This window comes from Nocardia sp. Tas62D01 (assembly GCF_055232035.1).
Window position 1 is genome coordinate 5,160,511 of record NZ_JBUYUZ010000001.1, and the last position, 25,305, is coordinate 5,185,815.

Consider the following 25,305-nt stretch of genomic DNA (forward strand, 5'->3'; position numbering starts at 1 on the left):
CGTCGTTCCACGCGAACGTCTTCGGATTCCGACGCGCTCTGGAATGGCGGGCGGCTCGACGAACACCGGCACCCAACGTACGGTAACCCCCGCGGCGGTATGACATCGGTCGTCCCATGATCAGCAGTCAGGAGCAGGTGTGAATGCCCAAGCCGGACGACGCAATTCGCTGACCGATGTAGCAGGGCTGCTGGTCGGGCATCACCACGCGATCGATCCGGACGCCGTGTTCGGTACGGGCGCGGCAACGGGGTGCACCGTGATACGCGCGCCCGGCGGCGCGATCGCCGCCGTCGATGTGCGCGGCGGCGGGCCGGGCACCAGGGAAACCGATCTGCTCGACCCGGCAAACACTGTGCGCCAAGTGCATTCGATCCTGCTCACCGGCGGCAGCGCCTACGGACTCGCGGCCGCCGACGGCGTGATGTGCTGGCTGGAGGAACACGGCGAGGGCATCCCGATGGATCCGACGGACCCGAGCCGGGTGGTGCCCATCGTCCCCGGCGCGGTGATCTTCGATCTTCCGTTGGGGGAGTGGGGCATTCGGCCCACCGCTGAGTTCGGGTATCGAGCCGCCGAGGCCGCGTCGGTCGAGTTCGCGCGCGGCTCGGTCGGCGCGGGGGTCGGTGCGCGAGCCGGTTCCATCAAGGGCGGCGTCGGCACGGCGAGCGTGGTGCTCGGCGCGGGCGCTGCGGCCGGGGTGACGGTGGCAGCGCTCATCGTGGCCAATCCCGTCGGGTCGGTGTTCGATCCCCGCACCGGACTGCCGTGGGGTGTCGGCACCGACGGTCCCGAACACTTCGGATTACACCCCGCCGACGCGGAACAGTTGGCCCACGCGAACACACTCCCGGTCAAGGGCACCGTCCTCAATACGACCATCGGCGTGGTCGCCACCGACGCGCCGCTGGACCCGGCGGGCTGCCGCCGCATGGCGACCACCGCCCACGACGGCATCGCCCGGGCGATTCGTCCCGCCCATTCCCCGCTGGACGGCGACACCCTGTTCGCACTTGCGACCGGCACCGCGCCGCTGTCCACGGGCTTCCCGATGCCACCCGCGTTTCCTCAGGATCTGCGGGCGCTGGACGAGGTATGTACCGCCGCCGCGGTGTGTGTGGAACGCGCGATCGTGGACGCGATCCTGGCTGCGCGTACGGTCGCGGGTATCCCCGCCTACTCGGACCTGTTCGCGGCGGCGAGGGAATAGCCGAATATCCTGGCTCGTTGTCGAGTGCGTTAGGTCGCACAACAGCTGTGCCGAATTGCGGAAGGGTTTGACTCGTGCTGGTGATTAGGGCCGACCTGGTCGAGGCGATGGTGGCGCACGCCCGCGCCGATCACCCAGACGAGGCATGCGGGGTGATCGCCGGGCCGGAGGGATCCGATCGCCCCGAGCGGTTCGTCGCCATGGTCAATGCCGAGCGCTCGCCTACCTTCTACCGGTTCGATTCCGGCGAGCAGCTGAAGGTGTGGCGGGAGATGGACAAGGCCGATGAGGAGCCGGTGGTGATCTACCACTCGCACACCGCGACCGAGGCGTATCCCAGTCGCACCGATGTGTCCTACGCGTCCGAGCCTTACGCGCATTACGTGCTGATCTCCACTCGCGATCCCGAGCAGCACGAGTTGCGCAGCTACCGGATCGTCGATGGCGAGGTCACCGAGGAGCCCGTGCAGGTCGTCGATGCCTACGAGCCCGCCTAGATCCGCCCCCATATCTGTCGAAATCGAGGAGTCCTCATGTCGGTAACCGTGTCCATCCCGACGATCATGCGTGGCCTTACCGGCGGCGAGAAGCGCGTCGAGGGCAATGGCACCACCCTGTCCTCGCTGATCGATGACCTGGAGGCCAACCACCCCGGTCTCGCCGAGCGGCTGCTCAAGGACGGCAAGCTGAACCGCTACGTCAACATCTATGTCGACGACGAGGACGTGCGCTTCTCCGGCGGCCTCGCGGCCGAGGTGCCCGAGGGCGCGAGCGTCACCATCCTGCCTGCCGTCGCGGGCGGGTGAGCGACCATGGCGCGCTATGAATCGCTGATCGCAACGCTCGGCAATACCCCGCTGGTCGGGCTGCGAAACCTGTCCCCGCAGTGGGACGGGGAGAACTCGGTGCGGCTGTGGGCCAAGCTGGAGGATCGCAATCCGACCGGCTCCATCAAGGACCGCCCGGCGCTGCGGATGATCGAGCAGGCCGAGGCCGACGGCCTGCTGACACCTGGCTGCACGATTCTGGAACCGACCAGCGGTAATACCGGGATCTCCCTGGCCATGGCGGCCAAGCTCAAGGGCTACCGGCTGATCTGCGTGATGCCGGAAAACACCTCGGTGGAGCGGCGGCAGCTGCTGACCATGTTTGGCGCCGAGATCATCGATTCCCCGGCCGCCGGTGGTTCGAATCAGGCGGTGGCCAAGGCCAAGCAGATCGCCGCCGAGCATCCGGACTGGGTGATGCTCTACCAGTACGGCAACCCGGCCAATGCGCTGGCGCATTACGAGGCGACCGGCCCGGAGATCCTGGCCGACCTGCCGGAGATCACGCATTTCGTGGCCGGACTCGGCACCACCGGAACCCTGATGGGCACCGGTCGTTTCCTGCGCGAGAAGGTGCCAGGCATCGAGATCGTCGCCGCGGAACCGCGCTACGGCGAACTCGTGTACGGGCTGCGCAATATCGATGAGGGCTTTATCCCGGAGCTGTACGACGAGTCGGTGCTGACCACCCGATTCTCGGTCGGCCCGTTCGACGCGGTGAAGCGCACCCGCGAATTGGTCTTGGAAGAGGGCATTTTCGCGGGCATCTCGACCGGCGCGATCCTGCACGCGGCGCTCGGGGTCGCCCGCAAGGCCGTCGAGGCGGGCCGTCGCGCGGATATCGCGTTCGTCGTTGCCGACGGCGGTTGGAAATACCTGTCCACCGGCGCCTACGACGGCACCCTCGAGGAAGCCGAAGAACGCCTGGACGGCCAACTCTGGGCCTGACGTTTCCGCACCACCGGTACCCTCGAAGTAGCGGGGCACCGGCTCGCGAGTAGCTATTCGCGACCCGCCGCTCCCTGCTCGATCAGGAGGTTGCGATGACCGGTGGTGCGGGAATCGGGTCGTCATTCGACCCGGATCGAATTGCCGCGTTGCGAGCGCAGCTGGGAAATCCGGTCGGTACGACACCACCGAGCGCGACGCTGCCCCGAGTACCCGCGCCGAGCCCGCCCGAGAAGTCCGACACCTTCGCCGCCATCAAGCAGCTCTGGGTGCGTGCCGGGATCATGATCGCCGGGTTCGTCGGGCTGCTGTACGGCATCGAAGGCGTCGACACTCTGGACAACAACCAGCTCGATCGGGCGGGCATCGAGCCGCGCACCGCGGACGGGCTGTGGGGCATCCTGTGGGCTCCGGTCCTGCACGCGGGCTGGCCGCACCTGATCGGCAACACGCTGCCGGTGCTGGTGCTCGGCTTCCTGGCCCTGCTCGCGGGCATCGGGCGTGGGCTGGCCGCGACCGCGATCATCTGGGTCGTCGCCGGTATCGGCACCTGGCTCACCGGAGCGTCCGGATCGGTGCATCTCGGTGCGTCCGTACTGGTTTTCGGCTGGCTGACGTTCCTGATCTCGCGCGGCTGGTTCGCCCGCAACATCACCCAGATCATCGTCGGGCTGGTCGTTTTGGCGATCTACGGGTCGGCGCTGTGGGGAGTATTGCCTGGACAACCTGGAATCTCTTGGCAGGGGCATCTTTTCGGGGCGATGGGTGGAGTGCTTGCCGGCTGGGTATTCTCTGGTGATGAACGTCGACACCGCCGCGAGGATCGAGCCGGAGTCAGTGCGTCGCCACGGTGATCGTGCGGCCCGCCGAGAAATGTGGGTGATCCTTTCTTGAGCGAGAATTCGTCGTGGCAGCATGGGAGAATTCGCCTTACCGTCCTCGGGTGCTCGGGCAGTGTGTCCGGACCGGATTCTCCTGCGTCGGGGTACCTGCTGACCGGGCCGGATATGACGCCGGTGGTTATCGATTTCGGACCGGGTGTGCTCGGCGCACTGCAGCGCTACGCCGATCCCGGTGAGGTCGATATCTTCCTGACCCACCTGCACGCCGATCACTGCCTGGACCTGCCCGGGCTGTTGGTGTGGCGGCGCTATCATCCGACGCCCCCGGCGGGAAAGGCGATCGTGCGCGGTCCGTCCGACAGCGCGCTACGTATCGGCAACGCCTCCGCGGAAGTCGGTGGCGAATGCGACGACTGGTCCGATGTGATCGACCACCGCTCCTGGGGCGAGGGCGAGCCGGTCGAATTCGGTCAAGGCCATACCGTGACGGCGCGCCGGATGTACCACCCGCCGGAGTCCTACGGGCTGCGCATCGTCACCGCGGCCGGGCGGACCTTCGTCTACACCGGTGACACGGCGATGTGCGATGCGGTGCGCGAGCTCGCGCAGGGCGCCGACATTCTGATGGCCGAGGCGTCGTGGACCCACGATCCGGCGAATCGTCCTCTGGGGATTCATCTTTCGGGCACCGAGGCGGGCATGATGGCGGCCGAAGCCGGGGTCGAAGAGCTGCTGCTCACCCACATCCCGCCGTGGACTTCCCGCGAGGATGTCATCGCGGAGGCCAAGGCGCAGTTCTCCGGTCCGGTACACGCCGTCGCACCGGGGGAGACCTTCGATATCTGACCGGTTGCCGGACGCACAGGTCGGCCCCGCTAGGCTGTGGCCGTGTCGAGACGAGCCGATGGCAGGGCGGACGATGAACTCCGCGAGGTACGGATCACCCGTGGATTCACCACGCATCCAGCCGGTTCAGTGCTGGTGGAGTTCGGCCAGACCCGGGTGATGTGCACCGCGAGCGTCAATGACGGCGTGCCGCCGTGGCGACGCGATTCCGGACTCGGTTGGCTGACCGCCGAATACGCGATGTTGCCCGCGGCCACCCACACCCGCAGCGGGCGAGAGTCGGTGAAGGGCAAGGTCGGTGGCCGGACCCAGGAGATCAGCAGGCTGGTCGGCCGGTCGCTGCGCGCCTGCATCGACCTAGCGGCCATCGGCGAGAACACGATCGCGATCGACTGCGATGTGTTGCAGGCCGACGGCGGCACCAGGACCGCCGCCATCACCGGCGCGTATGTCGCGCTTGCGGACGCGGTCACCTATCTCGCCGCCGCGGGCAGGCTGACCGACCCGCAGCCGATTTCGTGCGCCATCGCCGCGGTGAGCGTCGGCGTGGTGGACGGCCGGGTCCGCTTGGACCTGCCCTACGAAGAGGATTCGCGCGCCGAGGTCGACATGAACGTCGTTGCCACCGACACCGGCACCCTGGTGGAGATCCAGGGCACCGGCGAGGGCGCCACCTTCCCGCGCTCCACTCTGGACAAGATGCTCGACTCGGCGCTGGCAGGCTGCGAGCAGCTGTTCGCGGTGCAGAAAGAGGCGCTGGCACTGCCGTATCCCGGCGTGCTGCCGGAGCCGACCGAATCGTCGAAGCGCAAGTAATGGCGCGTCGGGTTCTGGTTGCCAGCCGCAATTCCAAGAAGCTGAACGAGCTGCGGCGAATCCTCGCCGACGCCGGCATCGCGGGCATCGCGATCGTCGGTTTGGACGATGTGCCCGCCTACGACGAGGCGCCCGAGACCGGGGCGACGTTCGAGGAGAACGCTCTGGCCAAGGCTCGCGATGGTGCCGCCGCGACCGGATTGGCTTGTGTCGCAGATGATTCCGGCGTTGCCGTGGATGCGCTGAACGGGATGCCCGGGGTGCTGTCGGCGCGCTGGTCGGGTCGGCATGGCGACGACGGCGCCAACAACGAACTGTTGTTGGCACAACTCGGCGATGTGCCGGACGAACGGCGCGGTGCGCAGTTCGTTTCCGCGTGCGCGCTGGTGGTGCCGAGCGGCGCCGAGACCGTGGTCCGCGGCGAATGGCCCGGCACGATCGGGCGGAAACCCGCGGGCGACGGCGGTTTCGGGTACGACCCGCTGTTCATTCCGGTCGGCGACGATGTCACCGCCGCACAGCTGACGCCCGCGCAGAAGGACGCTGTTTCGCATCGCGGGCGCGCGCTGACCCAATTGCTGCCCGCACTGGCCGCCCTCGTGGACTGAGCGACACCCGCGTTCCGGCATCCGGGTCAGCCGACGGAGCGATCTCGTCGCTTGCATGACGCCACTCTCGTCACCCTGGCGAAAACCTGGATGACGGAGTAGCGATAGCTCAGAGGTTGAAGTCTGCCTTGACCTTCTTGGCGTTGACGTGCTCGACGAAGAACGACAGCAGCGGGATGGTGCCCGCGATCAGGGTGCCGACGGTGCGCAGCACGGGCCAGCGGACCTTGACCGCGAGGTCGGCGGTGACCAGCAGGTAGACGAAGTACACCCAGCCGTGCACGACCGCGATCCAGCTCGGGGTGTGCACACCGAAGCCGTACTTGGCGATGATCTCGGCAGTCAGCAGCAGCAGCCAGAGGCCGGTGAGCCAGGCCAGTACTCGGTAGCGCTGCAGCGCTCCATTGATCTTGCTCAGTTTCGCCGGAGTTGTCGTGCTCGGCTGTGTTGCCCTCTGCGGCTGCGCCGCGGTGGTGGATTCGGTCGAGTTCTCGCTGGTGGTCAACCGGCGCTCCGTTCGGTGTCGCGGGTGTGCAGGCCCGCTGCGCGGACTTGCTCGTCGATGTCTTTGGCGTGCAGTTCGGCGAGGTAGCTGTTGTACTCGGCAAGTACCGGGTCGTCGTCTCGGACGGCCCTCGGGCGCTCGGGCAGCAAACCCGCCGGAATCTCGCGCGGCGCAACGGGTTTCGCCGAACGCGTCGGCGTTGCCGGAGCCTGCTGCGCGTCGCCGTCCGTTTCGGACTCGGTTTCCAGCCGTACGAAACGGAAGTAGGCGAAGACCGCGAACCCCGCGAACAGCGGCCACTGCAGCGCGTAGCCCAGATTCTGGCCGGTGCCGCTTGCGGACTCGAACCGCTGCCACTGCCACCAGCCAAGAGCCAGGCAGCCGAGGGCAGCAACGATCACCAGCGCGATGAGGGCCGGGCGATTGTGTGCCGAGCGGCGAGGTGGAGCGGACACGGCTACCACGGTACCCGTCTACTACGCATCACGTAGGAGCAGGTCCGCACCAGGTACCCACGGTGGGCGCGGCGGCGCCGCTCACCCCCAGGTGTGAGAAAAGGCCACCCTCGGAGGGCTGAGGTCAGTACTGGGGTTCCTGTCGAAACAACCCGTTGCGACGAGATTGGAACGCATACCAAAGACGCCATGGATCAAAACTTTCGAGGGAAAGCCCCAATGTCCACGCTGATCGAATCGCCCGCCGAAACTGTTGTCCAGCTGCGGCCGAGCGCACTGTCCGCGCCCGCCGGGAACCATCCGACGGCCGTGGCCGTGTCCGCCGCCGACTGTGACCTCACCTACGGTGAGCTCGATCTCTGGTCCAACCGCTTGGCGCGGCTGCTGCTGGCCCGCGGCGCGGGTCCCGGCATTCGGGTCGCGCTGGCGGTCACCCCTCCGGTCGAGGCCGCTGTCACCCGCTTGGCCATTGCCAAGACCGGTGCGATCGCGGTGCCGGTGGCTCCGGGGACGCCCACGCACGGCGCCGGGCTCGGCGTGACCACCAAGGCGGTGCGTCGCGAGCTCACCGATGCGCTCGGCTGGCTCATGCTCGACGATCGCTCGACGCTGGTGCACTACATGACCGGTTCCGACGCGCCGATCACCGACTCGGACCGCCGCGCCGCGATCAAAATCGCCTGATCCACTCCGACACTTACGGGCCGGATCCGGTTCAGCGCCCGGATCCGGCCCGGCACACTTCCCGTCGATGTTCCGTTATTCAGAGCTGTGAACTGGGGGAATGCCGAGTTTCGCCGGAGCGCTGGCCGAGGGGGTATGTGGGGCCGTAGTTGTCGGTTTCGGGAGGAAGCCAACAACGCGTTGCGGACCGGTGACGAGACCACGAGACATACCGAAGACGCCACCCGCCGAGACCTTCGAGGGGAAAATAGCCATGTGCAGGCCGGTCGAATCATCCGAAGTAGCACTCGTCCCAAAGCAGGCTCGGATGCGGCTCGACCAGCGGGCTCAGGTCCACGATCACGCAGGAATTCCTATGCAGCAGGTATCCCGCCCGCCGATCACGGCGGGCAACGGTTTGCCCGCGGAGGCGTTCGCGCTATCCGCGGCCCAACGTGGGATCTGGTTCGCCCAGCACTTTGCCGGTGACAACCAGATCTCCATTGCCCAGTACGTCGAATTCGTCGGATCTGTCGACGTCGACCTACTGGCCTCCTCGGCGCGTCGGGCCGGACGCGAGTTCGGCACCGGCTATCTGCGCATGATCGAGGTCGACGACGCCCCGTACCAGATCATCGACACCGCCCTGGACGACTGCATCAGCACCGTCGATCTGCGCGGGGAACCTGATCCGGAGGCGGCGGCACAAGCCTGGATGCGTGCGGAATACACCGCGCCGTTGGATGTGCTGCGTGATCGGCTGTGCGAGGTCAAGATGCTGCGCCTCGCCGATGACCACTGGTATTGGTATTCGCGGATCCACCACATCGTGCTCGATGGCGTAGGTGCGATCACCATGCTGCAGCGCACGATGGACCTCTACAACGCGGGCATCGAGGGCAGGGAAGACCCGGTCGGTGAGCACATGCAGTCGGCCGGTGACCGAACCGAGCCGGATCCGGGAGTCCATCATCATCAGGTTCACCGTCGGACCGAACGAGGCCGCCCGATCACCGATGCTGAGCGGGGCGCACCGGTGCTCCTGGACCAGGCGGCGTACGTCATCTATACCTCCGGGTCGACCGGTCTGCCCAAGGGCGTCGTGGTGTCGCATCGGGGTCTGGCGAACCTCGCTTCGGGATCAGGTGCAGCGTTCGGTGTTCGGCAGGATTCGGTTGTCGCCCATGCCGTTTCGCCGAGCTTCGACATCTCGGTGGAAGAACTGTTGGTGGCATTCGCGGTGGGCGCCACGGTCGCGGTAATCCCGCCGTCGGCATACGCGGGCGAGGAGATGGCGCAGGTGCTGCGCGGCCACGGTGTCACCCATCTCAATGTGACCCCTGCCGTGGTGGGTTCGCTCGAACCGTCGACGCTGCCCGGCCTGCGCACGGTGATCGTCGGCGGTGACGCCTGCCCGCTCGAACTGGTGGCGAAGTGGTCGGATCGCACACTGCTGAACGGGTACGGTCCCACCGAAACCACCGTGACCGCCACATTGAGCGCACCGATGGTGCCGGGCGCGCCGGTATCGATCGGCAGCCTGGCGCGCGGCGCGTCGGCCGTGGTGCTCGATCCGTGGCTGCGGCCGGTGGCATCCGGCACGATCGGCGAGCTGTATCTCGGTGGCGTGGGGGTGGCGCGCGGCTACCACCAGCGCAACGGCCTCACCGCGAGCCGGTTCCTCGCCAACCCGTATGCGCCGGGCGAACGCATGTACCGCACCGGGGATCTGGTGTGGTGGCAGCGGCGCGACGGCAGGCTCGAGCTGGATTACGTGGGGCGCAGCGACTTTCAGGTGAAGGTGCGCGGCTTCCGGATCGAGCTCGGCGAGGTGGATGCCGCCTTGCAGCGGCATCCGGATATCTATTTCTCGATCAGCATCGGCGCGACGACCCCCTCGAGTACCACCGCGCTCGTGTCCTATGTGCTCGGCAAGCCGGGTGTGCAGGTGCATCCGGAAGAGTTGAAAGCTTTTGTTGGCGCGTCGCTTCCGGCGCACATGGTGCCGTCGGTGATCATGGTGCTCGAGGACGTGCCGCTCACCCCGGTCGGCAAGGTGGATCGCCGGGCGCTGCCCGCACCGGATTTCGGAACCCGCATCTCCGTGCGGCGGGCACCGTCGACACCTCGGGAAGAGCTGCTGGCACCGCTGTTCGCGGAGGTTCTCGGGCTCGACGCGGTGGGTGTCGACGAGAACTTCTTCGCGCTCGGCGGCGACAGCATTGTGTCGATCCGGCTGGTGTCGCGGGCCCGCGCGGCCGGACTGTCCTTCAGTGCGCGAGATGTGTTCGAGCGCAAGACCGTTGCCGGACTGGCTGCCGTCGCCACCGATGCGGCCGCGCATCAGGTCCGGGAATTGCCCGGCGGCGGCATCGGTGCGGTCGAGCTCACGCCGATCGTGCACGCCATGCTCGAGCACGGCGACCCGTGGCAGCGGTTCAGCCAGGCCGTATTGATCGGGCTGCCGGCAGGAGTCGAGCGGGAACAGCTGACCGCGGCGGTGCAGGCGCTGATCGATCACCACGACGTGCTGCGCAGTGCTTTGCGGCGATCGGATGCCGGCTGGGAATGGATGGTCGGCGAACCGGGTTCGGTCGACGCCGACCAGCTCATCGACGTCGTGTCGGCCGGTCCGGATGTGGACGAGACCTGCGGGCGCGCACTGCAGCGTGCCGCCGATCTGCTCGATCCCGATGCGGGTGTGGTGGTGCGTGTCGTTCTGATCGAGTCGCCGGACGCCGATCCGAGGTTGTGGCTGGTGCTGCACCACCTCGTCGTGGACGGCGTGTCCTGGCGAATTCTGCTGCCGGACTTGGCCACTGCCGGGCTGGGCGGACCGCTCGATCCGGTCGGCACATCGATGCGGCGGTGGGCGCACGGTCAGATCGAGGCGGCCGCTGGCCGGGCCGACGAACTTCCGGTGTGGCAGCGGATACTCGCTACCCCCGACCCCGAAATCGGTGCGCGCGCCCTGGATCCGGCCGTCGATGTGGTCGCCACCATGGCGGACGTACGCACCACCGTGCCGGCCGAGGTGGCAAGCGCCGTGCTCGATCTGGTGCCGGAACGATTCCATTGCGGCGCGGACGATGCGCTGCTCGCGGCGCTCGCGATGGCGGTCTGCCGCTGGCGCGAGCGATCGGCCGCGCTGTTCACGCTAGAGGGCCACGGGCGCGAGGAGGAGGAGGTGCTGCCCGGTGCCACGGTCGACCGTACGGTGGGCTGGTTCACCAGCCGTCCGATCTACCACGGCGACATGCTGTATTTCCAAGCGACGGTGGACACCTCGGAGATCTTCGGTCCGGATGGCTGGCGGCAGTACATCACCGGCGATATCACCACGGTCGACGTCGACGTCACCCATGACGAACTGACCGCACCACACGCGCTGGCGACCATCGCCCGCGTGCTCGACGAGCAGCTGGGAGGCAGGCGATGAGTTCCGAGAGTGGGGTCCTCGTCGAGGGCATCGAGAAATCGTTCGGCGCCGTAAAGGCGTTGCGCGGCATTGATTTCGAGGCGGCGGAGGGCGAGGTGCTCGGCATCCTCGGCCCGAACGGCGCGGGCAAGACGACGACGGTGAACATCCTCTCGACCCTGATCGCCCCCGATACGGGGCGGGCACGGGTCGCCGGACACGATGTCGTCGCCGATCCGGCGGCGGTACGCCGCGCCATCATGCTGACCGGACAGTTCGCCGCGCTCGACGACATGCTCAGCGGCTACGAGAATCTCGTGCTGTTCGGCAGGCTGATGGGGCTGCGCAAACGCGCCGCCAAGGCGCGGGCGGACGAACTGCTCGCCGAATTCGATCTGGTCGGCGCGGCGGGCCGCCGGGTCGGCACCTATTCGTGTGGTATGCGCAGGCGTATCGACATCGCCTGCGGGCTCGTGGTCCGGCCGGACGTAGTGTTCCTGGACGAGCCCACCACAGGCCTGGATCCGCGCAGCAGGCAGGGGGTGTGGGATCTGGTGTCGAGCTTCCAGAAGAACGGCATCACCACCCTGCTCACCACGCAGTATCTGGAGGAGGCGGACGCACTCTGCGACCGCGTCCTCGTGATCGACCGCGGTGTGGTGATCGCACAGGGCACCGCCGACGAACTGAAGTCCCGGACCGGTGGCAGCTATTGCGAGGTGGTGCCGCTGGATCTGAAGGATCTGCCCGCCATCGCGTCGGCCCTCGGATCGCTGCTGCCCGACGGCGGCCGCAGCGCGCTGACCCTGGAATCCGACCGCATCGCGATTCCCGCGCCCGATGGCGCCAAGACCCTCGCGGAGGTGCTGCGGCGGCTGGACGGCGGCGGCATCGAACTGGTCGACATCGCACTGCGCAGGCCCTCGCTCGACGATGTATTCCTGCAGCTGACCGGACATCTGGCCTCGACGGACAGGGAGGCGGACTCGTGACCGCGGGCACCTGGCTGACGCCCGCGCGCGCCACTCCCGCCACCGTGCAGCAGTGGTGGGTGCTCACCTCGCGATTGATCGTGCCTTCGGTCAAGACCGGCGAGGTGGTGTCCTCGATCTACGGGCCCGCGGCCTTCACGGCCAGCTTCTACATTCCGTTGAAGACCGTGATGATGTTCTCGGGCAACGGCTTCAGCAGCTACGCGCAGTACATGATGCCGCTGGTGATCCTGCAGGCCACGGCGTTCACCGCCATCTCGGCCGCATTCCGATCCGCCTCCGATTCCGTCGCAGGACTCGACCGACGGTTCGGCGCGATGCCCATCGGCCCGCTGGTGCCCGTCGCGGCGCGCATGTCCGGCAATATCTTTCGATTGCTCATCGCACTGGCCGCGGCGGTCGCGTCCGGCTATGTGATCGGCTTCCGCTTTCGGCTCGACGCGATGCACACGCTCGGTTTCCTAGCTTTTTCGATGCTCATCGGCATCGCCCTGACCCTCGGTGCCGATGTCATCGGGATGGTGTCGAAGAGTCCCGAAACGGTGACCCAGGCGTTGGTGTTGCCGCCGTTGATCTTGGGCCTGCTGTCGACCGGTCTGGCTCCGGCCTCCCAGTTTCCGCACTGGGTACAGCCTTTCGTGCGCAACCAGCCGATCTCGCAGTACGCGATCGCGCTGCGGGCGCTTGCCGGAGACACCAAAGGTCATGCGGGCGAGGTGACCTGGTCGGTGATGGGTCCGCCGCTGCTGTGGGCGGTCGGGACCTTGGTCGTATGCGTTCCGCTGGCCATCCGGCTGAGCTCGAGGAGGGCATGATGACGCTGTTTGCTTCGTCCGCCGTGACCGGTTCCGAGGCATCGCCCGCCGCACTGGTGCGGCACACCATATTGCAGACACAACGCCTGCTGCTGCGTTCGGCGCGCAACCCGGTCGCCCTGTTGGAGACGCTGATCATTCCGTGTCTGCTGCTGGTCATGCTGGACACCGTGGTCGGCGGTCAGATCCAGAAGTTCACCGGCGGCAACGCGCTCTACGGCTCGGTGCCGATGGTGGCCGTCATCGGCGCGCTGTCCGGCGCAGTGGCCAGCGGCGTGATGCTCGGACGCGAACGCGACGCCGGTCTGCTCGCCCGATTCTGGGTGCTGCCCGTGCATCGCGCCTCCGGGTTGGCGGCCAGGATCCTCGCCGAGGGGTGTCGCATTATCGGCGGAACCATCGCCGTCGTCCTGGTCGGCTACCTGCTCGGTTTCCGCTTCGAGCGGGGTGTGCTCGCGGCGGTGGTGTTCTTTTTGCTGCCAATACTTCTCGGACTCGCCTTCGCAACGATCGTCACCGCCATCGCCGTCTTTACCGCGAAGGCGACCCTCGTCGAGGGCGTCACGATCCTCACCTCGCTGCTGATGTTCTTCAGTACCGGCTTCGTACCACTGGCGGCCTACCCGCAGTGGATCCAGCCGGTCGTGCGCAACCAGCCATTATCGGTCGCCGTCGACGCGATGCGCGCGCTGGCCCAGGGTGGCCCGCTCGCACGACCGCTCACCATGACGATCATCTGGTCACTCGGCGCGATCGTCCTGTTCGCCATCCCCGCGGCAGTGGGGTACCGCCGCGCCAGCCGGAGATAGACGCAGGGGCGCGGCGCATCTCGTGTGCTCGCTGGGATGACGCAACCGCGCCAGCCGCTTCCCGCGGGCGCCTGCGCGCAGTACGCGACCTCGCCCGCGCGGCATCTGGCGCGCAAGCCCGCCGGACCTCGCATGTTGAGGCCGCGGCGCTGCCGCTGGCGGCGCTGACCGCCTGGCAGGCGCTGGTCGACACCGCCGATGTGCGGGCCGGGCAGCGGGTGTTGATCCACGCCGCGGCGGGCGGCGTCGGTCGTCTCGCGGTGCAGATCGCCAGGGCACGCGGAGCTCGCGGCCAAGGCGCGCGACATCACCGAAAGTGGCCGCGCCACCGGCAAAATCGTGCTCTCGGTGTGACTGACCAAGATCGGCCCGGCCAGTCGGCAACCGAGCCGACGGGCCGTCGGATGTGCCGCCGTCAGAACTTGTAGGCGATCCCGGTCATCCGCTCGGACTCTTCCCAGAGTCGACGCTGCAGCTCCCGGTCGTTCGACAGTCGGCTCGACGGTGCGGCCTCTACCGGACCCTGACTTTGGAACAAGCGGGTCGGGCCCCAGTACGTGTCGGGGTCGGCATCCGGCATGGTGGCCGCGAACAGGGTGGAGTGAGCCGCCTTGGCAGGGGGATGGCCGACCAGCCGGATGAACGGCTTGCTGATCCGGTCGATCGGGGTCTCGGTCCTGGCGAACAGATCGGTCGCCGAGACGCCGGGGTGCACCGCGTAAGACCGCTTGCTGGAACCGGATTCGGCCAGTCGATGCTGCAACTCCCGTGCGAACATCAGGTTCGCCAGCTTGGACTGGGCGTAGGCCAGATTGCGCCGATAGCGGCGGTTCTCGTAGTTCAGATCATCGATCCAAAGCTTGGGCGTCTGCTTGTGGGCGATACTCGACAGGGAGATCACCCGGTCACGGATGCGGTCGAGCAGCAGCCCGGTCAGCGCGAAGTGGCCGAGATGGTTGACGCCGAACTGGGTTTCGAACCCGTCCTTGGTGCGCGAGAACGGAACGTTCATCAGTCCGGCGTTATTGATCAGCACATCGAATTCTCCGGTGCTGTCGGCGAATTCGCGCACCGACGCCAGATCCGCGAGATCCAGTGACGCGACGCGGACATCGCCGTCGATGCGGTCGGCGATCGCCTTGGCCTTCTCCGCATTGCGGCAGGCCATGATCACCGCGGCGCCCTTGCTCGCCAGCACCGTGGTGGTCTCGACGCCGAGGCCGCCGTTGGCCCCGGTGACGATGAAAGTGCGCCCGCTCTGGTCGGGTATTTCTGTCGGTTTCCACGCCATGGGCCGACCTTACTCCGGAGTAGTTCTTTCTCAGGGAAGAGCGTTCGGCGGTTTGACGACTAAGCGTTCCAGACGGGAAGCCCCGTGTCACCGAAACGCCTCGGTCACTCGGGGCGCGCCTCAGCCTCCGCTGCCGATGGCCTGCTGGAACGCCGCGGCGGCGCGGATGCCGTCCAAGGTGATACGACCGGCCAAAGGTCCTGCCGCATAGGCCGAGTCGGGTCCCTGATAGTCCGGCACCACCACGGCCCAGCCCTGCGCGAGTGCGGCCTGCACCTCGAGGAACTGCGTGGCGACCAGTGTCGAACTGGTGATGGTCGCCGGGATGGAGCCCATCTGCAGCTGGTAGGACGGCATGCAGCAGTTGCCGTCGGGACAATCCGTCGTCTCGAGCGATCACGGTACGGCCGGACCGGCTTCGCTACGGTGAAGGCGTGACAACCACCGAGGGCAGGCAGTACGGCGGTCCGAAGTTCCAGCCCAGTCCGAGCAGGGCCAAAGCGAGGGCGAGCAGCGCACGGAGTCGCCGGGTGCAGCGGCAGCGATTATCCCGGCGGCGAGCAGGGTGAGGCCAGCCTCGACTTTCCAGCATCTGCTGGCAAGGGGGAGAACAAGGCGTTTCGCAGCTTTCACAGCGGTGGTGGCGCGGGTGTCCATCAGTCCATGTTGGACACCCGGGGCTGGCGAGTTCCATCAGGACCACACACGACGCACACCGGAGGCAGCAGAGGCACAGGCCACCGCACAGAGCTTCACCGCAATGCAGCAGGGTATCCAGGCCGTCGAGCCGGGTGGCGCCCGACGGCGGGGTCAGAAGCTGTACCCGCCCGCACAGACCAGCGTCTCTCCGGTGATGTAGTCCGAATCCGGTGTGCACAGCAGGTAGGCGGCACCGGCGGCTTCCTCGACGGTGCCCACACGCCCGAGTGGGATCGCCTGGTTGAGGTCAGCTGCGATCTGCGGGTTGAGGCCGACCGCGAGCTGTCGCCCGTCGACGCTGATGGCGCCCGGGCCGTCGTCGGCCGTCAGCCTCGTGGCGATGACGCCGTACGCGACGGCGTTGACGTTGACCGCGTAGCGTCCCCACTCCTTGGCAAGTGTTTTGGTCAGGCCGACGATCCCAGCTTTGGCCGCAGCGTAGTTGGACTGGCCGGGGTTTCCCGCCAACCCCGAGATCGAGGAGATGTTGACGACCTTGCGGTGACGCGTGAGCCCGGCGGCGCGGTCGCGGGCGGCGTATTGCCTGATCACCGGTTGGGCGGCACGCAGGATCCGGAACGGGGCGGTCAGGTGCACGTCGAGGATTGCGGCCCACTGTTCGTCGGTGGTCTTCTGGATGACCGCGTCCCAGGTGTAGCCGGCATTGTTGACGATGATGTCCAGGCCGTCGAAGGCCGATACGGCGGTATCGATGAACCGGGCTGCGAAATCCGGGGCGATGACGCTGCCTGTCACTGCGAGGGCCTGTCCACCGGCCTTCTCAATGAGGTTGACGGTCTCCGCGGCCGGGTCGGGATCGAGGTCGTTGACGACGACTCGGGCGCCGTGGGAGGCAAGCTTGACTGCGATGGCCTGGCCGATGCCGCGGCCCGCGCCGGTGACCAGGGCTACCCGACCGGACAGGATGCGGCCCGGAACACTCGTGTCGGAAAGGTGGTGGCCGGCAGGGTCGTTCATCGCGTTCCTTCCAGGAGGGTCACGACGCAAGCGCCGCCGAGTCCGATGTTGTGGGCAAGGGCGAGGCGGGCGCCGCCGACCTGGCGCGGGCCCGCCTGTCCGCGTAGCTGCCAGGTCAATTCGGCACACTGGGCCAATCCGGTAGCGCCGAGCGGGTGGCCCTTGGCCAGCAGACCACCCGAAGGGTTGACGACGACGCGGCCGCCGTAGGTGTTGTCGGCATCGGAGATGAACTTCTCGGCGGTGCCTTCGGGGGTCAGTCCGAGGGCTTCGTAGCTGATGAGTTCGTTGGTGGTGAAGCAGTCGTGCAGTTCGACGACCGGGATGTCCACCGGGTCAACGCCGCTGTCTGCATACACCTGGTCGGCAGCAGTGCGGGTCATGTCATAGCCGACCAGGCGCATCATGTCGGTGTCGTCGAACGTCCCTGGCACGTCACTGACCAGCGACTGGGCGCGTATGGTCACGGCGGTGTCGATGCCATGCCGGCGGGCGAAGTCGGGGCTGCACAGCACGGCGGCTGCCGCACCGCACGTGGGCGGACAGCATTGCAGCCGGGTCAGCGGCCCGTACATCGGCGGTGAGGCGAGGACCTCGTCGACGGTGAGCGGGTCTCGGAACACGGCATTGGGGTTCGCGGCGGCATGCCGACGGGCTTTGACGGCTATCGCTGCGAAGGTCTCGGGCTTGGTGCCGTGCCGGCGGGCGTGCTCGGCGCCCGCGCCACCGAAGTAGGCCACGGCGAACGGCACGCCGTTGTCGGTTTGCAGCCGGGCTCGGGTGGCGTCGCCTCGCGTGAGCGGGCTGTCGCGGTCGGGGAAGGCCATGGCCAGGGCACCGCGGGTCATCTGTTCGAAGCCGAGGGCCAGTACGCATTCGGCGGCACCGGTGGCGATGGCCTGGCGGGCCAGCCACAGCGCGCTGGCTCCGGTGGCGCAATTGTTGTTGACGTTGATCACGGGGATTCCGCTGGTGCCCAAGCCGTACAGGGCGGCCTGCCCGCAGGTGGAGTCGCCGTAGACGTAGCCGGCATAGGCCTGCTGCACGAGGTGGTAGTCGATGCCGGCGTCGGTGATCGCGGCCTGCGCGGCGGTCTGGCCCATCTCGTCGTACGCCGGACTATGCCCGGGCCTGGCAAACGGGATCATGCCAACCCCGGCGATCTGGACGGGCCTCACGTGAGCCTCCCGATGTGGTCGGCCACCACGGTGGCGCCCTTCGCGGACAGCAGCACCGTGTAGTGGTTGACATCGTTGATCTTCGCCACGTTGATGCGGGTTCGGTCGACGCCGGCGGAGTCGAGACGGGCGTCGTCGTAGAGGCCCTGTGGCTCGTTGAGGATGCCGCGTTCGCACCAGAGCAGGGTGGCGGGGCAGCCGATGCGATGGATCGCGGTGGTGGTCTGCTGGTCGAGGAGCGTGTCGGTGGCATCCTGGCGTACCGCCTCCAGAGAGCAGGACGATCGCAGGGAGGGCGGCTGGCCGACGAGGTCACGCAGGGCGTACGCCTGCGCCGCGGGCGACCAGTCTGCGGTCAGCGCTGGGTGAGCCCGCCAGAAGTCCAGGTATGCCTCCCAGCTTTCGAAGGTCATCTCCAGGCGTCGCATCGCTGGGCCGATGACTGCCTGCAGGACGGCGTCGATGTCGGCGCCTTCGGGAACCTGCAGCGTGACCCCGCCGTCGACGAGCAGCACGGAGGAGACCCGGTTAGGGTGGCGTACCGCGGCGACGGCGGCCACGAACGCGCCCATCGAATGCCCGACGATCGGTGCCCGGTCAAGGCCGAGTCTGTCGAGAACGGCGATGAGGTCGTCGGCATGCTGTGCCAGGCCGAAGGGACCAGGCAGCGTGGCGCTGCGTGCCCTGCCGCGCAGGTCCGCAGCGACGAGCGTGGCCTGCCCGGCCAATGCCTCGGCCACCGGTGCCCAGGACAGGGCGTTGGCGGTGATGCCGTGCGCGGCCACGACGGTGGGGCCGATCTCACCGGGCCAACGGCACACCCGAAGGGTACCGCCGGCCACGGGGATGTCGAGTTCATCGGTGATCACGGTTGCTCCGATCATTTTATGGCTACTACGGGCGGGGTTGCCCCGTCGGCGGGGACCCTATGCACGGCCGCAGGAACGAGGGGGCCGCCAGCGTCGGTCAAGCGGAGGTGGAACGTCGGCGGCCGCATGGCGCGGCCGACTGGCGTGCGGACGTCCCGGCGGCCCATGGGTGCCTCGGGACGCCCCCATTCCGCATGGCGGTTTGCTTGCGCGGACCGTGTGACGACTTGGGAGTGGGACCTCACGACTCCTCGGCAGGGGTCCTGGATCGGCGGAAACTGATGTCGCGATACGCGGCCAATTGCGGGGCCAATCGGCCCTTCAGTTCCAGGCGCTTGGCCTTGCCGGTGGCGGTGTAGGGCACGTCGTCGCCGAAAATGACGACCTTGGGTTGGTGGGCGAAGTCGAGGCGGTCGGCGCAGTGGTCGAGGACTTCCTGCTCGGTCAGCGGCCCATCGGTGACGACGTAGGCGGCGATCTCGTCGCCGTAGACGCGGTGTTCGAACGGCACCGCCAGGGCGAACCGCACCTGCGGATGAGTACGCAGCACCTCGTCGATCTCGAACGGGGAGATGTTGTGCCCCCCGCGGATGATGAGTTCCTTGATCCGGCCGGTGACGAAGAAGGCGGGCCGACCGTCGGGTCCGGGGCGCCAGAAGCCTTCATCGCCGGTGTGGAACCAGCCGTTGCGAAACGCCCCGGCGGTGGCGTCCGGCAGACCAGCGTACTCGCGCATCACGATCGCGCCGCGGACGGCCAGCTCGCCGCGAGCCTCGGCAGGCAGTTCCGCGCCGGTGGCCGGATGCAGGACCGCCATCTCCGCGTGTGGGACCGGGCTGCCGATGCTGGGGAAGCCGAACTCGGCGTGCCAGTGGTGGCGCTGCGCCTCGGGCAGGGTGGACATGGCGCAGGCGATGCAGGTCGTCTCCGACAGCCCGTAGATGTGACGGACCGATACCGCGAAGCGTTTCTCGAAGCCGAGCGCTGTCTCCACCAGCAGCGGCCCGGCTCCGCACAGCACCTCGGAGAAACCAGGAGGGGCTTCTCCATCGCCGGAGAGGAGGAACTCCAGCAGGGTCGGGACGAGGCTGGCGGTGGTGGCTTGCTCGGCGGCGACGTCCGCCCAGAACCCCTCGGTTCGGAACCGATCCGCGAGAACGGTGGAGGCACCGGTCTGCCAAGGCAGCAGGCTGGAAATGACCAGGGCGTTGGCGTGGTGCACCGGCAACACCGTGTAGACCCGCGTGCCTGCCCCCCAGCCGAAGGTGGTCGCCAAGGCGTCGAGGTCGGTCAGCAGATTGCCGATCGTGGTGACGATGGCCTTCGGCTCGCCGGTGGTGCCGCTGGTGTAGAGCCTCAGCGCCGCGATATCCAAGCCGGTTGCCGTCGGCTCGACCGCCATGGCGCCGTCGCCGTCGGCGGGTAGGGTGTCGGTGTGGTGCGACGCCAAGCCGGTCGCCTCGGCCAGAGTGGTGCCTCGATCGGCATGCTCCGGTGTGTACACCAACAGTCTTGCCTGGGCATCGCGCAGTACGAACGCCTGCCGATCGGCGGACTCCTGGGCGTTGAGCGGTACGCAGCACGCGCCGATCAGCCAGCACCCGTATGCCACCGCGAGCGCCTCGGCGGAGTTGCCCGCGAGCGTCGAAACCGCGTCCCCCGGGCCGACGCCCTGTCCGCGCAGCCAGTCGGCCGTCGCCTCGACCCGCGACCGCCACTGGCCGACCGTCCAGGTGCGACGGGTCGACCGGGCGTGGTGCAACTCCGTCAGATACGCCGCGTGAAGATCGACGCGGTGGCGGAAGAACGCGGCGAACCCTGGCCATCTGGGCTGGAAGTCGTCGACTGAGGCGCGTGGGTCGAGGGTGCGAGGTTCCATGCGCGAAATCCTATGGACCGTTCATCCCGCGCACTATGGATGGTGCCTACACTGCTGGAGCATGCAGGTGGAGGAATCATCTACTAGTGTCTGCTGGGCGGCTGCTCGATGAAGGTGATGATCCGGTGGAGCTTGACCGCCAGGTGTATCTGCAGCGCGGCCTCGCCCGACCGCCATCCCTCACCGAGCAGCGCGTTGATGCGTTCGATGCGCTGGTAGAGCGTATTGATGTGGACGATGAGGGCCTTCGCGGCTTGGGCGTGATTGGCGTCAGCGCCGAAATACGCCTCGACGGTGCGCAGCAGTTCGGATCCGCGCCGGCTGTCGTGGTCGAGAACCGGGCCGAGCGTGTGGTGCACGAAAGCGGCGACACGCTCGGTGCCGGCCGGCCCGAACAGAAGCCCGAACGCTCCCAGATCGGCGGGAGTGGCCGCCGTGCCCACCTGGTCCAGTGCACAGAGCACGTCCACGCAATGCCGGGCGTCACGATACGCGTCGCGGACACCCGACGGGCCCACGCTCGGGCCGGCCGCACCAATGGTGACCGGCGCCCCGACGGCGCTGCGGATCCAGTCGGCGGCCTGACGAGCGACCCGCGCCGGATCGCCGTCGGGCAGCAGCACCACCACGGTTCGGCCGTGTTCGCCGCAGAGCCCGCCGTGTTCGGCCGCCCATCCGCTCAGTGCGTTGACGACGGCCCCGCGGTCCTCGACCCGAACGGGGCAGGCCACGATCACCGCATGCGGCCGGTCCAGGGCCGTGCCCAGCAGCCCGGCCCGCCGCCGCAAGCCATCCGGGTCCAGCTGCGCGTCGGCGAGCAGATCGGCCAGCAGGTCCCCGCGCACACGCTGCTCGGCCTCGGCCAGCTGCCGCTGGGTCAGCAACAGGATGGCCACGATCAGGGCGGCCCGTTCCAAAGTGCGCTGATCGGCGTCGCCGAGGTCGCCCCGGCAGGCCATCAGGACGGCCAAAACCCGGCGATGACCGGCGTCGCGCAGGCGGTGGGCGTCGCGGCCGTGGCCGGTTGGTCGATCGCCGTCCGGCACACCTGTGCCATCTCGCCGGCAACTGCTTCGCCCAGCACGTGCGCAGGTGTGCCCGCCGACGCGAGGACCCGCAGCGCCGGATCGGCCACGACCACCCCAGCGCCGATCACCTCCGCGACCACGGCCGCCACCTCGGGCAGTTGGCCGCCCTGCGCCGCGACCGAGGTGAGCCGCTCGTGGACGTCGGCAGCCTGCTCCACCATGTCGCTGTGTGCGCGGATGTCGGCGAAAAGCGAAGCGGCCTCGATCGCGATCGCCGCGTGCGTGGCCAGCGAGATCAGCAGAGCGACCTCGGGGTGCCCGAACGGACGCTCCTGCCGATTGGCGGCGAACAGCACCCCAATCACCCTGTCTCGCAGCAGCAGCGGTACACCCAGCACGGCGATCAGCCCCTCAGCGTCGACGATCGCATCAAGGGTGTGCCGAAACCGCTTGTCACGTGGATAGTCCGGAGTGGCGTACGGCTCGCGGGTCTGCGCGACCAACCCCCCCAGACCGGATCCCATCGGCAGCCGGGCCGCCTTGAACGCCTCGGTGCGGATCCCGTCGGTGACCCGCACATAGGTGTCGCCGCACCGGCACCGCGAAAACCCGGTGCCGCGAAGCGGAATCCTGCCTTCGGCCGGATGCTGCCGGGCTGGGCTTTCCCCTCCTGGGGCGGCAATTGTGACCGGCGTCCGCCTCCGCACAACCCCTTCGCGCTGGCCCTGCGGGCGGGTTGCACTGCGGCGGCCTGCGCCGGTCGCAACCTCGTTCGCGAGGACGGCAAAGAGGCGGTCAGAAACGCTGGAATGAACGAATCCCATTGCAGGCGTGACTAATCGAATGACATAGGCTCGTGCGGGGTGCGGTCGCGGTTGTCGAGTGCGGCGTGTTCGTCGTCGGTCAACGGGTCCTCACGCCAGAACGCGGCCAGCAGCGTACCCAGCTTGATTCGCTCGGGCGGCGGCGCGGCGGCAGGCTCGAACACGTTGTCACCCATAGGTTCTCCTCTTCCTGTCAATCCGCGGTGCCCGGCGGCACTACCCATTCGACAGGTTGGCCGGTGATCTCGGCGATTCGGTCGAAATCGTGGTCATAGTGCAGCACGGTGAGGCCGTGATGCTCGGCGACAGCGGCAATGATGAGATCGGGAATCTTGACGCTGCGGTGCAGGCTGCGGCCGCACAGTTGTTCCTGTACCTGCCAGGCGCGGTCCCATACCTCATCGGGGGTGGTGAGGTACTGCAAGCCGTCGCGGCGGTCGATACCGAGTTCGCGGTGATCGGATTCCGGCCGTGCCGAAACCCCGGCCTCGAGGTCGGCAATGCCGCAGGTGGCCAGCAACCCGCGCTCCATCAACGGTGACAGCCGCTCTCGCACGGCGGGAACGTGGGTGCGGTACGCGGCGGATTTGTCCAGCACGTAGCGGGCGGTCACGGGTGCGGCTGCTCCCCACCCGCCCACATGGCGTTAACCACTGCTTCGTCTTCGACGCCATTGGTGTTGGCGGCCATGCGATCCATCAATCGCCGCGCGGCGCTCTGCCGGAGCGCGGCCCGCAGGGCGGCGTGCACGGTGTCCTTCTTTGTCTTGGTGCCTAGCTCCTTGGCGGCCCGGTCCAAGAGGGCATCATCGAGATCTATCATCGTTCGTGTCATACAGTCGAGTATACTCGGCGTGCATATCTCTCCTATGCCTCCCTGAGGCATATCCGCGCCACTGTCCACTCATGCCACCGGCCGGTCAGCCGAGTTTTCGTGCACTCGTAGGAGAATCCCCCGTCTCCCCCGGATGCGGTACCGCGCCGCAGATGTTCAATCCCGTATTCGGTGCTGGCGATGCACGGTCCGATGTGGTCGTGAACCTTGCGCAGCAAGGCGCGTTCGGGTCCGGTGAGTACGACATCGGCCGTGTAGTCGTCAATATCGCTGCGGCTCATGCAAGTTCGCGTCACTGCGGCCGCCCGGCATAGATGATGCGAGCGAGCCGCTTGCGGTGCTCGCCGATGCCGCGCGAGCCGAGTAGCGGGGCCTCGGCGTGCGGCCACACTTCCCGTACGAGTCGGGTGTAGTCGGCTCCGGCGAGAACGATCACGGGGCGGGTGAGCAGTCCGGCGGCGTCGGCGGCGATCTTCCACGCGGCGCGTAGACACATCTGCGCATATGAACCGGTGTATAGCGCGGCGGCCGCGCACGCGGCGGGGGCCTTCTTCGCGCCGCACGATGCGATTACCAGGGGTGATGAGGTCATGACGGGTGAACCTTTCGGGGTTGGGAAGTCGGGGCCCTGATGCGGGCGGAATCCGCGGCGGCCTGGCCTGGCGACGGCGGTAGGTCTGGGTCGTTCGCGCCGCTGGGCCGCGCCCCGCTGCAAAAATCGGGTTGGCCGGCGGTTGCCCTACAGTGAAAAGGCAAGATCCCGGACGGGTTCCGACCGTCCGGGCTCTTGCTCTATCAGGGGCTCTTAGGCGGCGTGGGGCAGCGGGTTGGCGGGCCGGGCGATGAGCGATTCCGGCAGCGCATAGACCGGGTGCGGGGTCGCGGCCGGGAACAGCGGCGCTTTGCCGATGAACTGGTCAGTGTCCAGCGACCAAACCGGCTCCTTGGGGCCGAATCAGCGTGTGGCGTAGGCGGCCTGAAGGCTCACACCGTGCTCGGGCAGGGCGCACGCTACGGCGTCGCCAAGTAGCTGGTGTTCGTGGCGGTTCTGCTGGGCCGGGCCGTCGGCCTCGATGTCCACCACCAGGGCGACGGAGCGGGATCCGGTGGTGCCGTAGGTCAGGGCCTTGGCGTGGAACGGGTCGAAGTAGTCGATTTCGTCGGCGACCCAGATTCGTTCGATCTCGCCCCACCCGTCGCGGCTGTCCTTGATCAGCAGCAGAACGAGAGCCTGATCAGGAATGCCCAGGGTTGTGGTCTTGCGCCACAGGTCGGGCAGCGCGGCGACCAGGGCGGGAACGGTGGCGATGTGGTTGGTGTACATGGGGTGATGTCCTTTCGGCGGTGAGGATTTGCGCGCTACGGCCACCACCGGCGGGGCGTCCTCGGTGGGGGTCGATACCTGCCATTCGGGCAGGCGGGTGACCTCGCCGCCCAGGTCATCGACGCTGATTCCGACCAGGGTCACGCGGGTGGCGGTGGCGGTGATTACGTTATTCGTGCAGTCCCATTTCGCTGGCGGCGTTGCGGAACACGTCCAGCGTGAGGCCCTTGACGGCGGTCGCGGGGCTGGTGGTCATAGTGGTTGTCCTCTCGGGTTTCTCGGGGGGTGGTGGGCTGGGATTGTCAGTGGGCCTGGTGAGCGAGGATGGCGCGGGCGCGCTCGATGCCCTTGGCGGCGCAGGCGGCGCGGGCGAGAGTGCGGGTGCTGTCCGAGCGCCAGACTTCCCACCGGTTTGAGCTGCCAATACGCGGCGGCGGGGTAACGAGGATGGTCTGTGCGCCGTCGGTGACCGAGTAGGCGGCGCGACCGTCGAACATCGTGTATTCGCGCACGTCAACGGCCTCGGTCTGTACTCGCGCGGTCTCGTCGGCGTCGAAGTACTCCCATTCGCCAGCCGCGATGCCCTTGGCGAGCGCGTCCATGATCTCGGTGTCGGTGTGGTTGGTAACTGGCACTGAGTCATTGCG

At 67.8% G+C, this 25,305-nt stretch carries 29 protein-coding genes and 1 pseudogene; 13 read left to right on the plus strand and 17 right to left on the minus strand.

Going from position 1 to position 25,305, the window contains the following annotated elements:
• The first annotated feature begins 139 nt into the window (after positions 1–139).
• The 8 genes from ACV7NQ_RS24205 (at position 140) to rdgB (ending at position 6,097) form a co-directional block, all read left to right on the plus strand.
• Positions 140–1,210: a P1 family peptidase gene (locus ACV7NQ_RS24205; RefSeq protein WP_463361733.1), complete on the plus strand. Its 1,071-nt coding sequence runs from the start codon at positions 140–142 to the stop codon at positions 1,208–1,210.
• Positions 1,211–1,284: 74 nt separating this feature from the next.
• Positions 1,285–1,707, plus strand: coding sequence for a M67 family metallopeptidase (locus tag ACV7NQ_RS24210; protein WP_463361734.1), 423 nt, complete (start codon positions 1,285–1,287; stop codon positions 1,705–1,707).
• A 36-nt stretch (positions 1,708–1,743) separates the two neighbouring features.
• A complete protein-coding gene (locus tag ACV7NQ_RS24215; protein WP_463361735.1) occupies positions 1,744–2,016 on the plus strand; it encodes a MoaD/ThiS family protein in 273 nt (90 codons plus the stop codon).
• A gap of 6 nt (positions 2,017–2,022) precedes the next feature.
• Positions 2,023–2,985, plus strand: coding sequence for a PLP-dependent cysteine synthase family protein (locus tag ACV7NQ_RS24220; RefSeq protein ID WP_463361736.1), 963 nt, complete (start codon positions 2,023–2,025; stop codon positions 2,983–2,985).
• 284 nt (positions 2,986–3,269) lie between these two features.
• Positions 3,270–3,839: a rhomboid family intramembrane serine protease gene (locus ACV7NQ_RS24225; protein ID WP_463365797.1), complete on the plus strand. Its 570-nt coding sequence runs from the start codon at positions 3,270–3,272 to the stop codon at positions 3,837–3,839.
• Positions 3,840–3,908: 69 nt separating this feature from the next.
• On the plus strand, positions 3,909–4,673 hold the full coding sequence (locus tag ACV7NQ_RS24230; RefSeq protein ID WP_463365798.1) for a cyclic nucleotide-degrading phosphodiesterase: 765 nt from the start codon (positions 3,909–3,911) through the stop codon (positions 4,671–4,673).
• A gap of 42 nt (positions 4,674–4,715) precedes the next feature.
• The gene (rph, locus tag ACV7NQ_RS24235) at positions 4,716–5,489 is read left to right on the plus strand and encodes a ribonuclease PH (RefSeq protein ID WP_463361737.1); all 774 of its coding nucleotides are present in this window, start codon (positions 4,716–4,718) and stop codon (positions 5,487–5,489) included.
• Positions 5,489–6,097, plus strand: a complete 609-nt coding sequence (gene rdgB, locus ACV7NQ_RS24240; protein ID WP_463361738.1) for an RdgB/HAM1 family non-canonical purine NTP pyrophosphatase — start codon at positions 5,489–5,491, stop codon at positions 6,095–6,097. The genes rph and rdgB overlap by 1 nt, the downstream gene beginning before the upstream one ends.
• 109 nt (positions 6,098–6,206) lie before the next feature.
• On the opposite strand, the gene ACV7NQ_RS24245 is transcribed toward rdgB, so the two are convergent.
• A complete protein-coding gene (locus ACV7NQ_RS24245; protein WP_463361739.1) occupies positions 6,207–6,602 on the minus strand; it encodes a DUF3817 domain-containing protein in 396 nt (131 codons plus the stop codon).
• Complete coding sequence (locus ACV7NQ_RS24250) at positions 6,599–7,057, minus strand: transcriptional regulator (protein ID WP_463361740.1); 459 nt, start codon at positions 7,055–7,057, stop codon at positions 6,599–6,601. Before ACV7NQ_RS24250 ends, ACV7NQ_RS24245 begins: the two co-directional genes overlap by 4 nt.
• A 219-nt stretch (positions 7,058–7,276) precedes the next feature.
• Between ACV7NQ_RS24250 and ACV7NQ_RS24255 the strand changes: the two genes are divergently transcribed.
• The 5 genes from ACV7NQ_RS24255 to ACV7NQ_RS24275 all read left to right on the plus strand — a co-directional run bounded on the left by ACV7NQ_RS24255 (position 7,277) and on the right by ACV7NQ_RS24275 (position 13,754).
• Positions 7,277–7,741: an AMP-binding protein gene (locus ACV7NQ_RS24255; RefSeq protein WP_463361741.1), complete on the plus strand. Its 465-nt coding sequence runs from the start codon at positions 7,277–7,279 to the stop codon at positions 7,739–7,741.
• Between the two features lie 307 nt (positions 7,742–8,048).
• A complete protein-coding gene (locus tag ACV7NQ_RS24260) occupies positions 8,049–11,159 on the plus strand; it encodes an AMP-binding protein (RefSeq protein ID WP_463361742.1) in 3,111 nt (1,036 codons plus the stop codon).
• A complete protein-coding gene (locus tag ACV7NQ_RS24265; protein WP_463361743.1) occupies positions 11,156–12,130 on the plus strand; it encodes an ATP-binding cassette domain-containing protein in 975 nt (324 codons plus the stop codon). Before ACV7NQ_RS24260 ends, ACV7NQ_RS24265 begins: the two co-directional genes overlap by 4 nt.
• On the plus strand, positions 12,127–12,945 hold the full coding sequence (locus tag ACV7NQ_RS24270; protein ID WP_463361744.1) for an ABC transporter permease: 819 nt from the start codon (positions 12,127–12,129) through the stop codon (positions 12,943–12,945). The genes ACV7NQ_RS24265 and ACV7NQ_RS24270 overlap by 4 nt, the downstream gene beginning before the upstream one ends.
• A complete protein-coding gene (locus ACV7NQ_RS24275) occupies positions 12,942–13,754 on the plus strand; it encodes an ABC transporter permease (protein WP_463365799.1) in 813 nt (270 codons plus the stop codon). Before ACV7NQ_RS24270 ends, ACV7NQ_RS24275 begins: the two co-directional genes overlap by 4 nt.
• 415 nt (positions 13,755–14,169) lie before the next feature.
• Here ACV7NQ_RS24275 and ACV7NQ_RS24280 read toward each other — a convergent pair whose 3' ends face one another.
• From ACV7NQ_RS24280 to ACV7NQ_RS24350, 15 genes and pseudogenes are all read right to left on the minus strand, one after another.
• Positions 14,170–15,045, minus strand: coding sequence for an oxidoreductase (locus ACV7NQ_RS24280; RefSeq protein WP_463361745.1), 876 nt, complete (start codon positions 15,043–15,045; stop codon positions 14,170–14,172).
• Between the two features lie 147 nt (positions 15,046–15,192).
• Positions 15,193–15,441: pseudogene (locus tag ACV7NQ_RS24285) on the minus strand (lipase family protein); the annotation flags it as partial.
• Positions 15,442–15,855: 414 nt separating this feature from the next.
• Entirely contained in the window at positions 15,856–16,722 is an 867-nt protein-coding gene (locus ACV7NQ_RS24290; protein WP_463361746.1) for an SDR family NAD(P)-dependent oxidoreductase, read from the minus strand.
• On the minus strand, positions 16,719–17,870 hold the full coding sequence (locus tag ACV7NQ_RS24295) for a lipid-transfer protein (protein WP_463365800.1): 1,152 nt from the start codon (positions 17,868–17,870) through the stop codon (positions 16,719–16,721). The genes ACV7NQ_RS24290 and ACV7NQ_RS24295 overlap by 4 nt, the downstream gene beginning before the upstream one ends.
• Before the next feature lie 26 nt (positions 17,871–17,896).
• Entirely contained in the window at positions 17,897–18,784 is an 888-nt protein-coding gene (locus ACV7NQ_RS24300) for an alpha/beta hydrolase (RefSeq protein ID WP_463361747.1), read from the minus strand.
• A 226-nt stretch (positions 18,785–19,010) separates the two neighbouring features.
• A complete protein-coding gene (locus tag ACV7NQ_RS24305) occupies positions 19,011–20,648 on the minus strand; it encodes a class I adenylate-forming enzyme family protein (RefSeq protein ID WP_463361748.1) in 1,638 nt (545 codons plus the stop codon).
• Positions 20,649–20,731: 83 nt separating this feature from the next.
• Positions 20,732–21,694 (minus strand): PucR family transcriptional regulator, encoded by a 963-nt coding sequence (locus ACV7NQ_RS24310; protein ID WP_463361749.1) that lies wholly within the window; start codon positions 21,692–21,694, stop codon positions 20,732–20,734.
• The gene (locus ACV7NQ_RS24315) at positions 21,607–22,383 is read right to left on the minus strand and encodes a GAF domain-containing protein (protein ID WP_463361750.1); all 777 of its coding nucleotides are present in this window, start codon (positions 22,381–22,383) and stop codon (positions 21,607–21,609) included. The genes ACV7NQ_RS24310 and ACV7NQ_RS24315 overlap by 88 nt, the downstream gene beginning before the upstream one ends.
• 128 nt (positions 22,384–22,511) lie before the next feature.
• On the minus strand, positions 22,512–22,676 hold the full coding sequence (locus ACV7NQ_RS24320; RefSeq protein WP_463361751.1) for a hypothetical protein: 165 nt from the start codon (positions 22,674–22,676) through the stop codon (positions 22,512–22,514).
• Positions 22,677–22,693: 17 nt separating this feature from the next.
• The gene (locus ACV7NQ_RS24325) at positions 22,694–23,113 is read right to left on the minus strand and encodes a PIN domain-containing protein (protein ID WP_463361752.1); all 420 of its coding nucleotides are present in this window, start codon (positions 23,111–23,113) and stop codon (positions 22,694–22,696) included.
• Positions 23,110–23,334, minus strand: a complete 225-nt coding sequence (locus ACV7NQ_RS24330; protein ID WP_463361753.1) for a type II toxin-antitoxin system VapB family antitoxin — start codon at positions 23,332–23,334, stop codon at positions 23,110–23,112. Before ACV7NQ_RS24330 ends, ACV7NQ_RS24325 begins: the two co-directional genes overlap by 4 nt.
• A gap of 32 nt (positions 23,335–23,366) precedes the next feature.
• Positions 23,367–23,615 (minus strand): hypothetical protein, encoded by a 249-nt coding sequence (locus tag ACV7NQ_RS24335; protein WP_463361754.1) that lies wholly within the window; start codon positions 23,613–23,615, stop codon positions 23,367–23,369.
• Positions 23,616–23,626: 11 nt separating this feature from the next.
• A complete protein-coding gene (locus ACV7NQ_RS24340) occupies positions 23,627–23,926 on the minus strand; it encodes a hypothetical protein (protein WP_463361755.1) in 300 nt (99 codons plus the stop codon).
• 363 nt (positions 23,927–24,289) lie between these two features.
• Complete coding sequence (locus tag ACV7NQ_RS24345) at positions 24,290–24,802, minus strand: hypothetical protein (protein WP_463361756.1); 513 nt, start codon at positions 24,800–24,802, stop codon at positions 24,290–24,292.
• 158 nt (positions 24,803–24,960) lie between these two features.
• On the minus strand, positions 24,961–25,293 hold the full coding sequence (locus ACV7NQ_RS24350; protein WP_463361757.1) for a hypothetical protein: 333 nt from the start codon (positions 25,291–25,293) through the stop codon (positions 24,961–24,963).
• Positions 25,294–25,305: the final 12 nt, after the last annotated feature.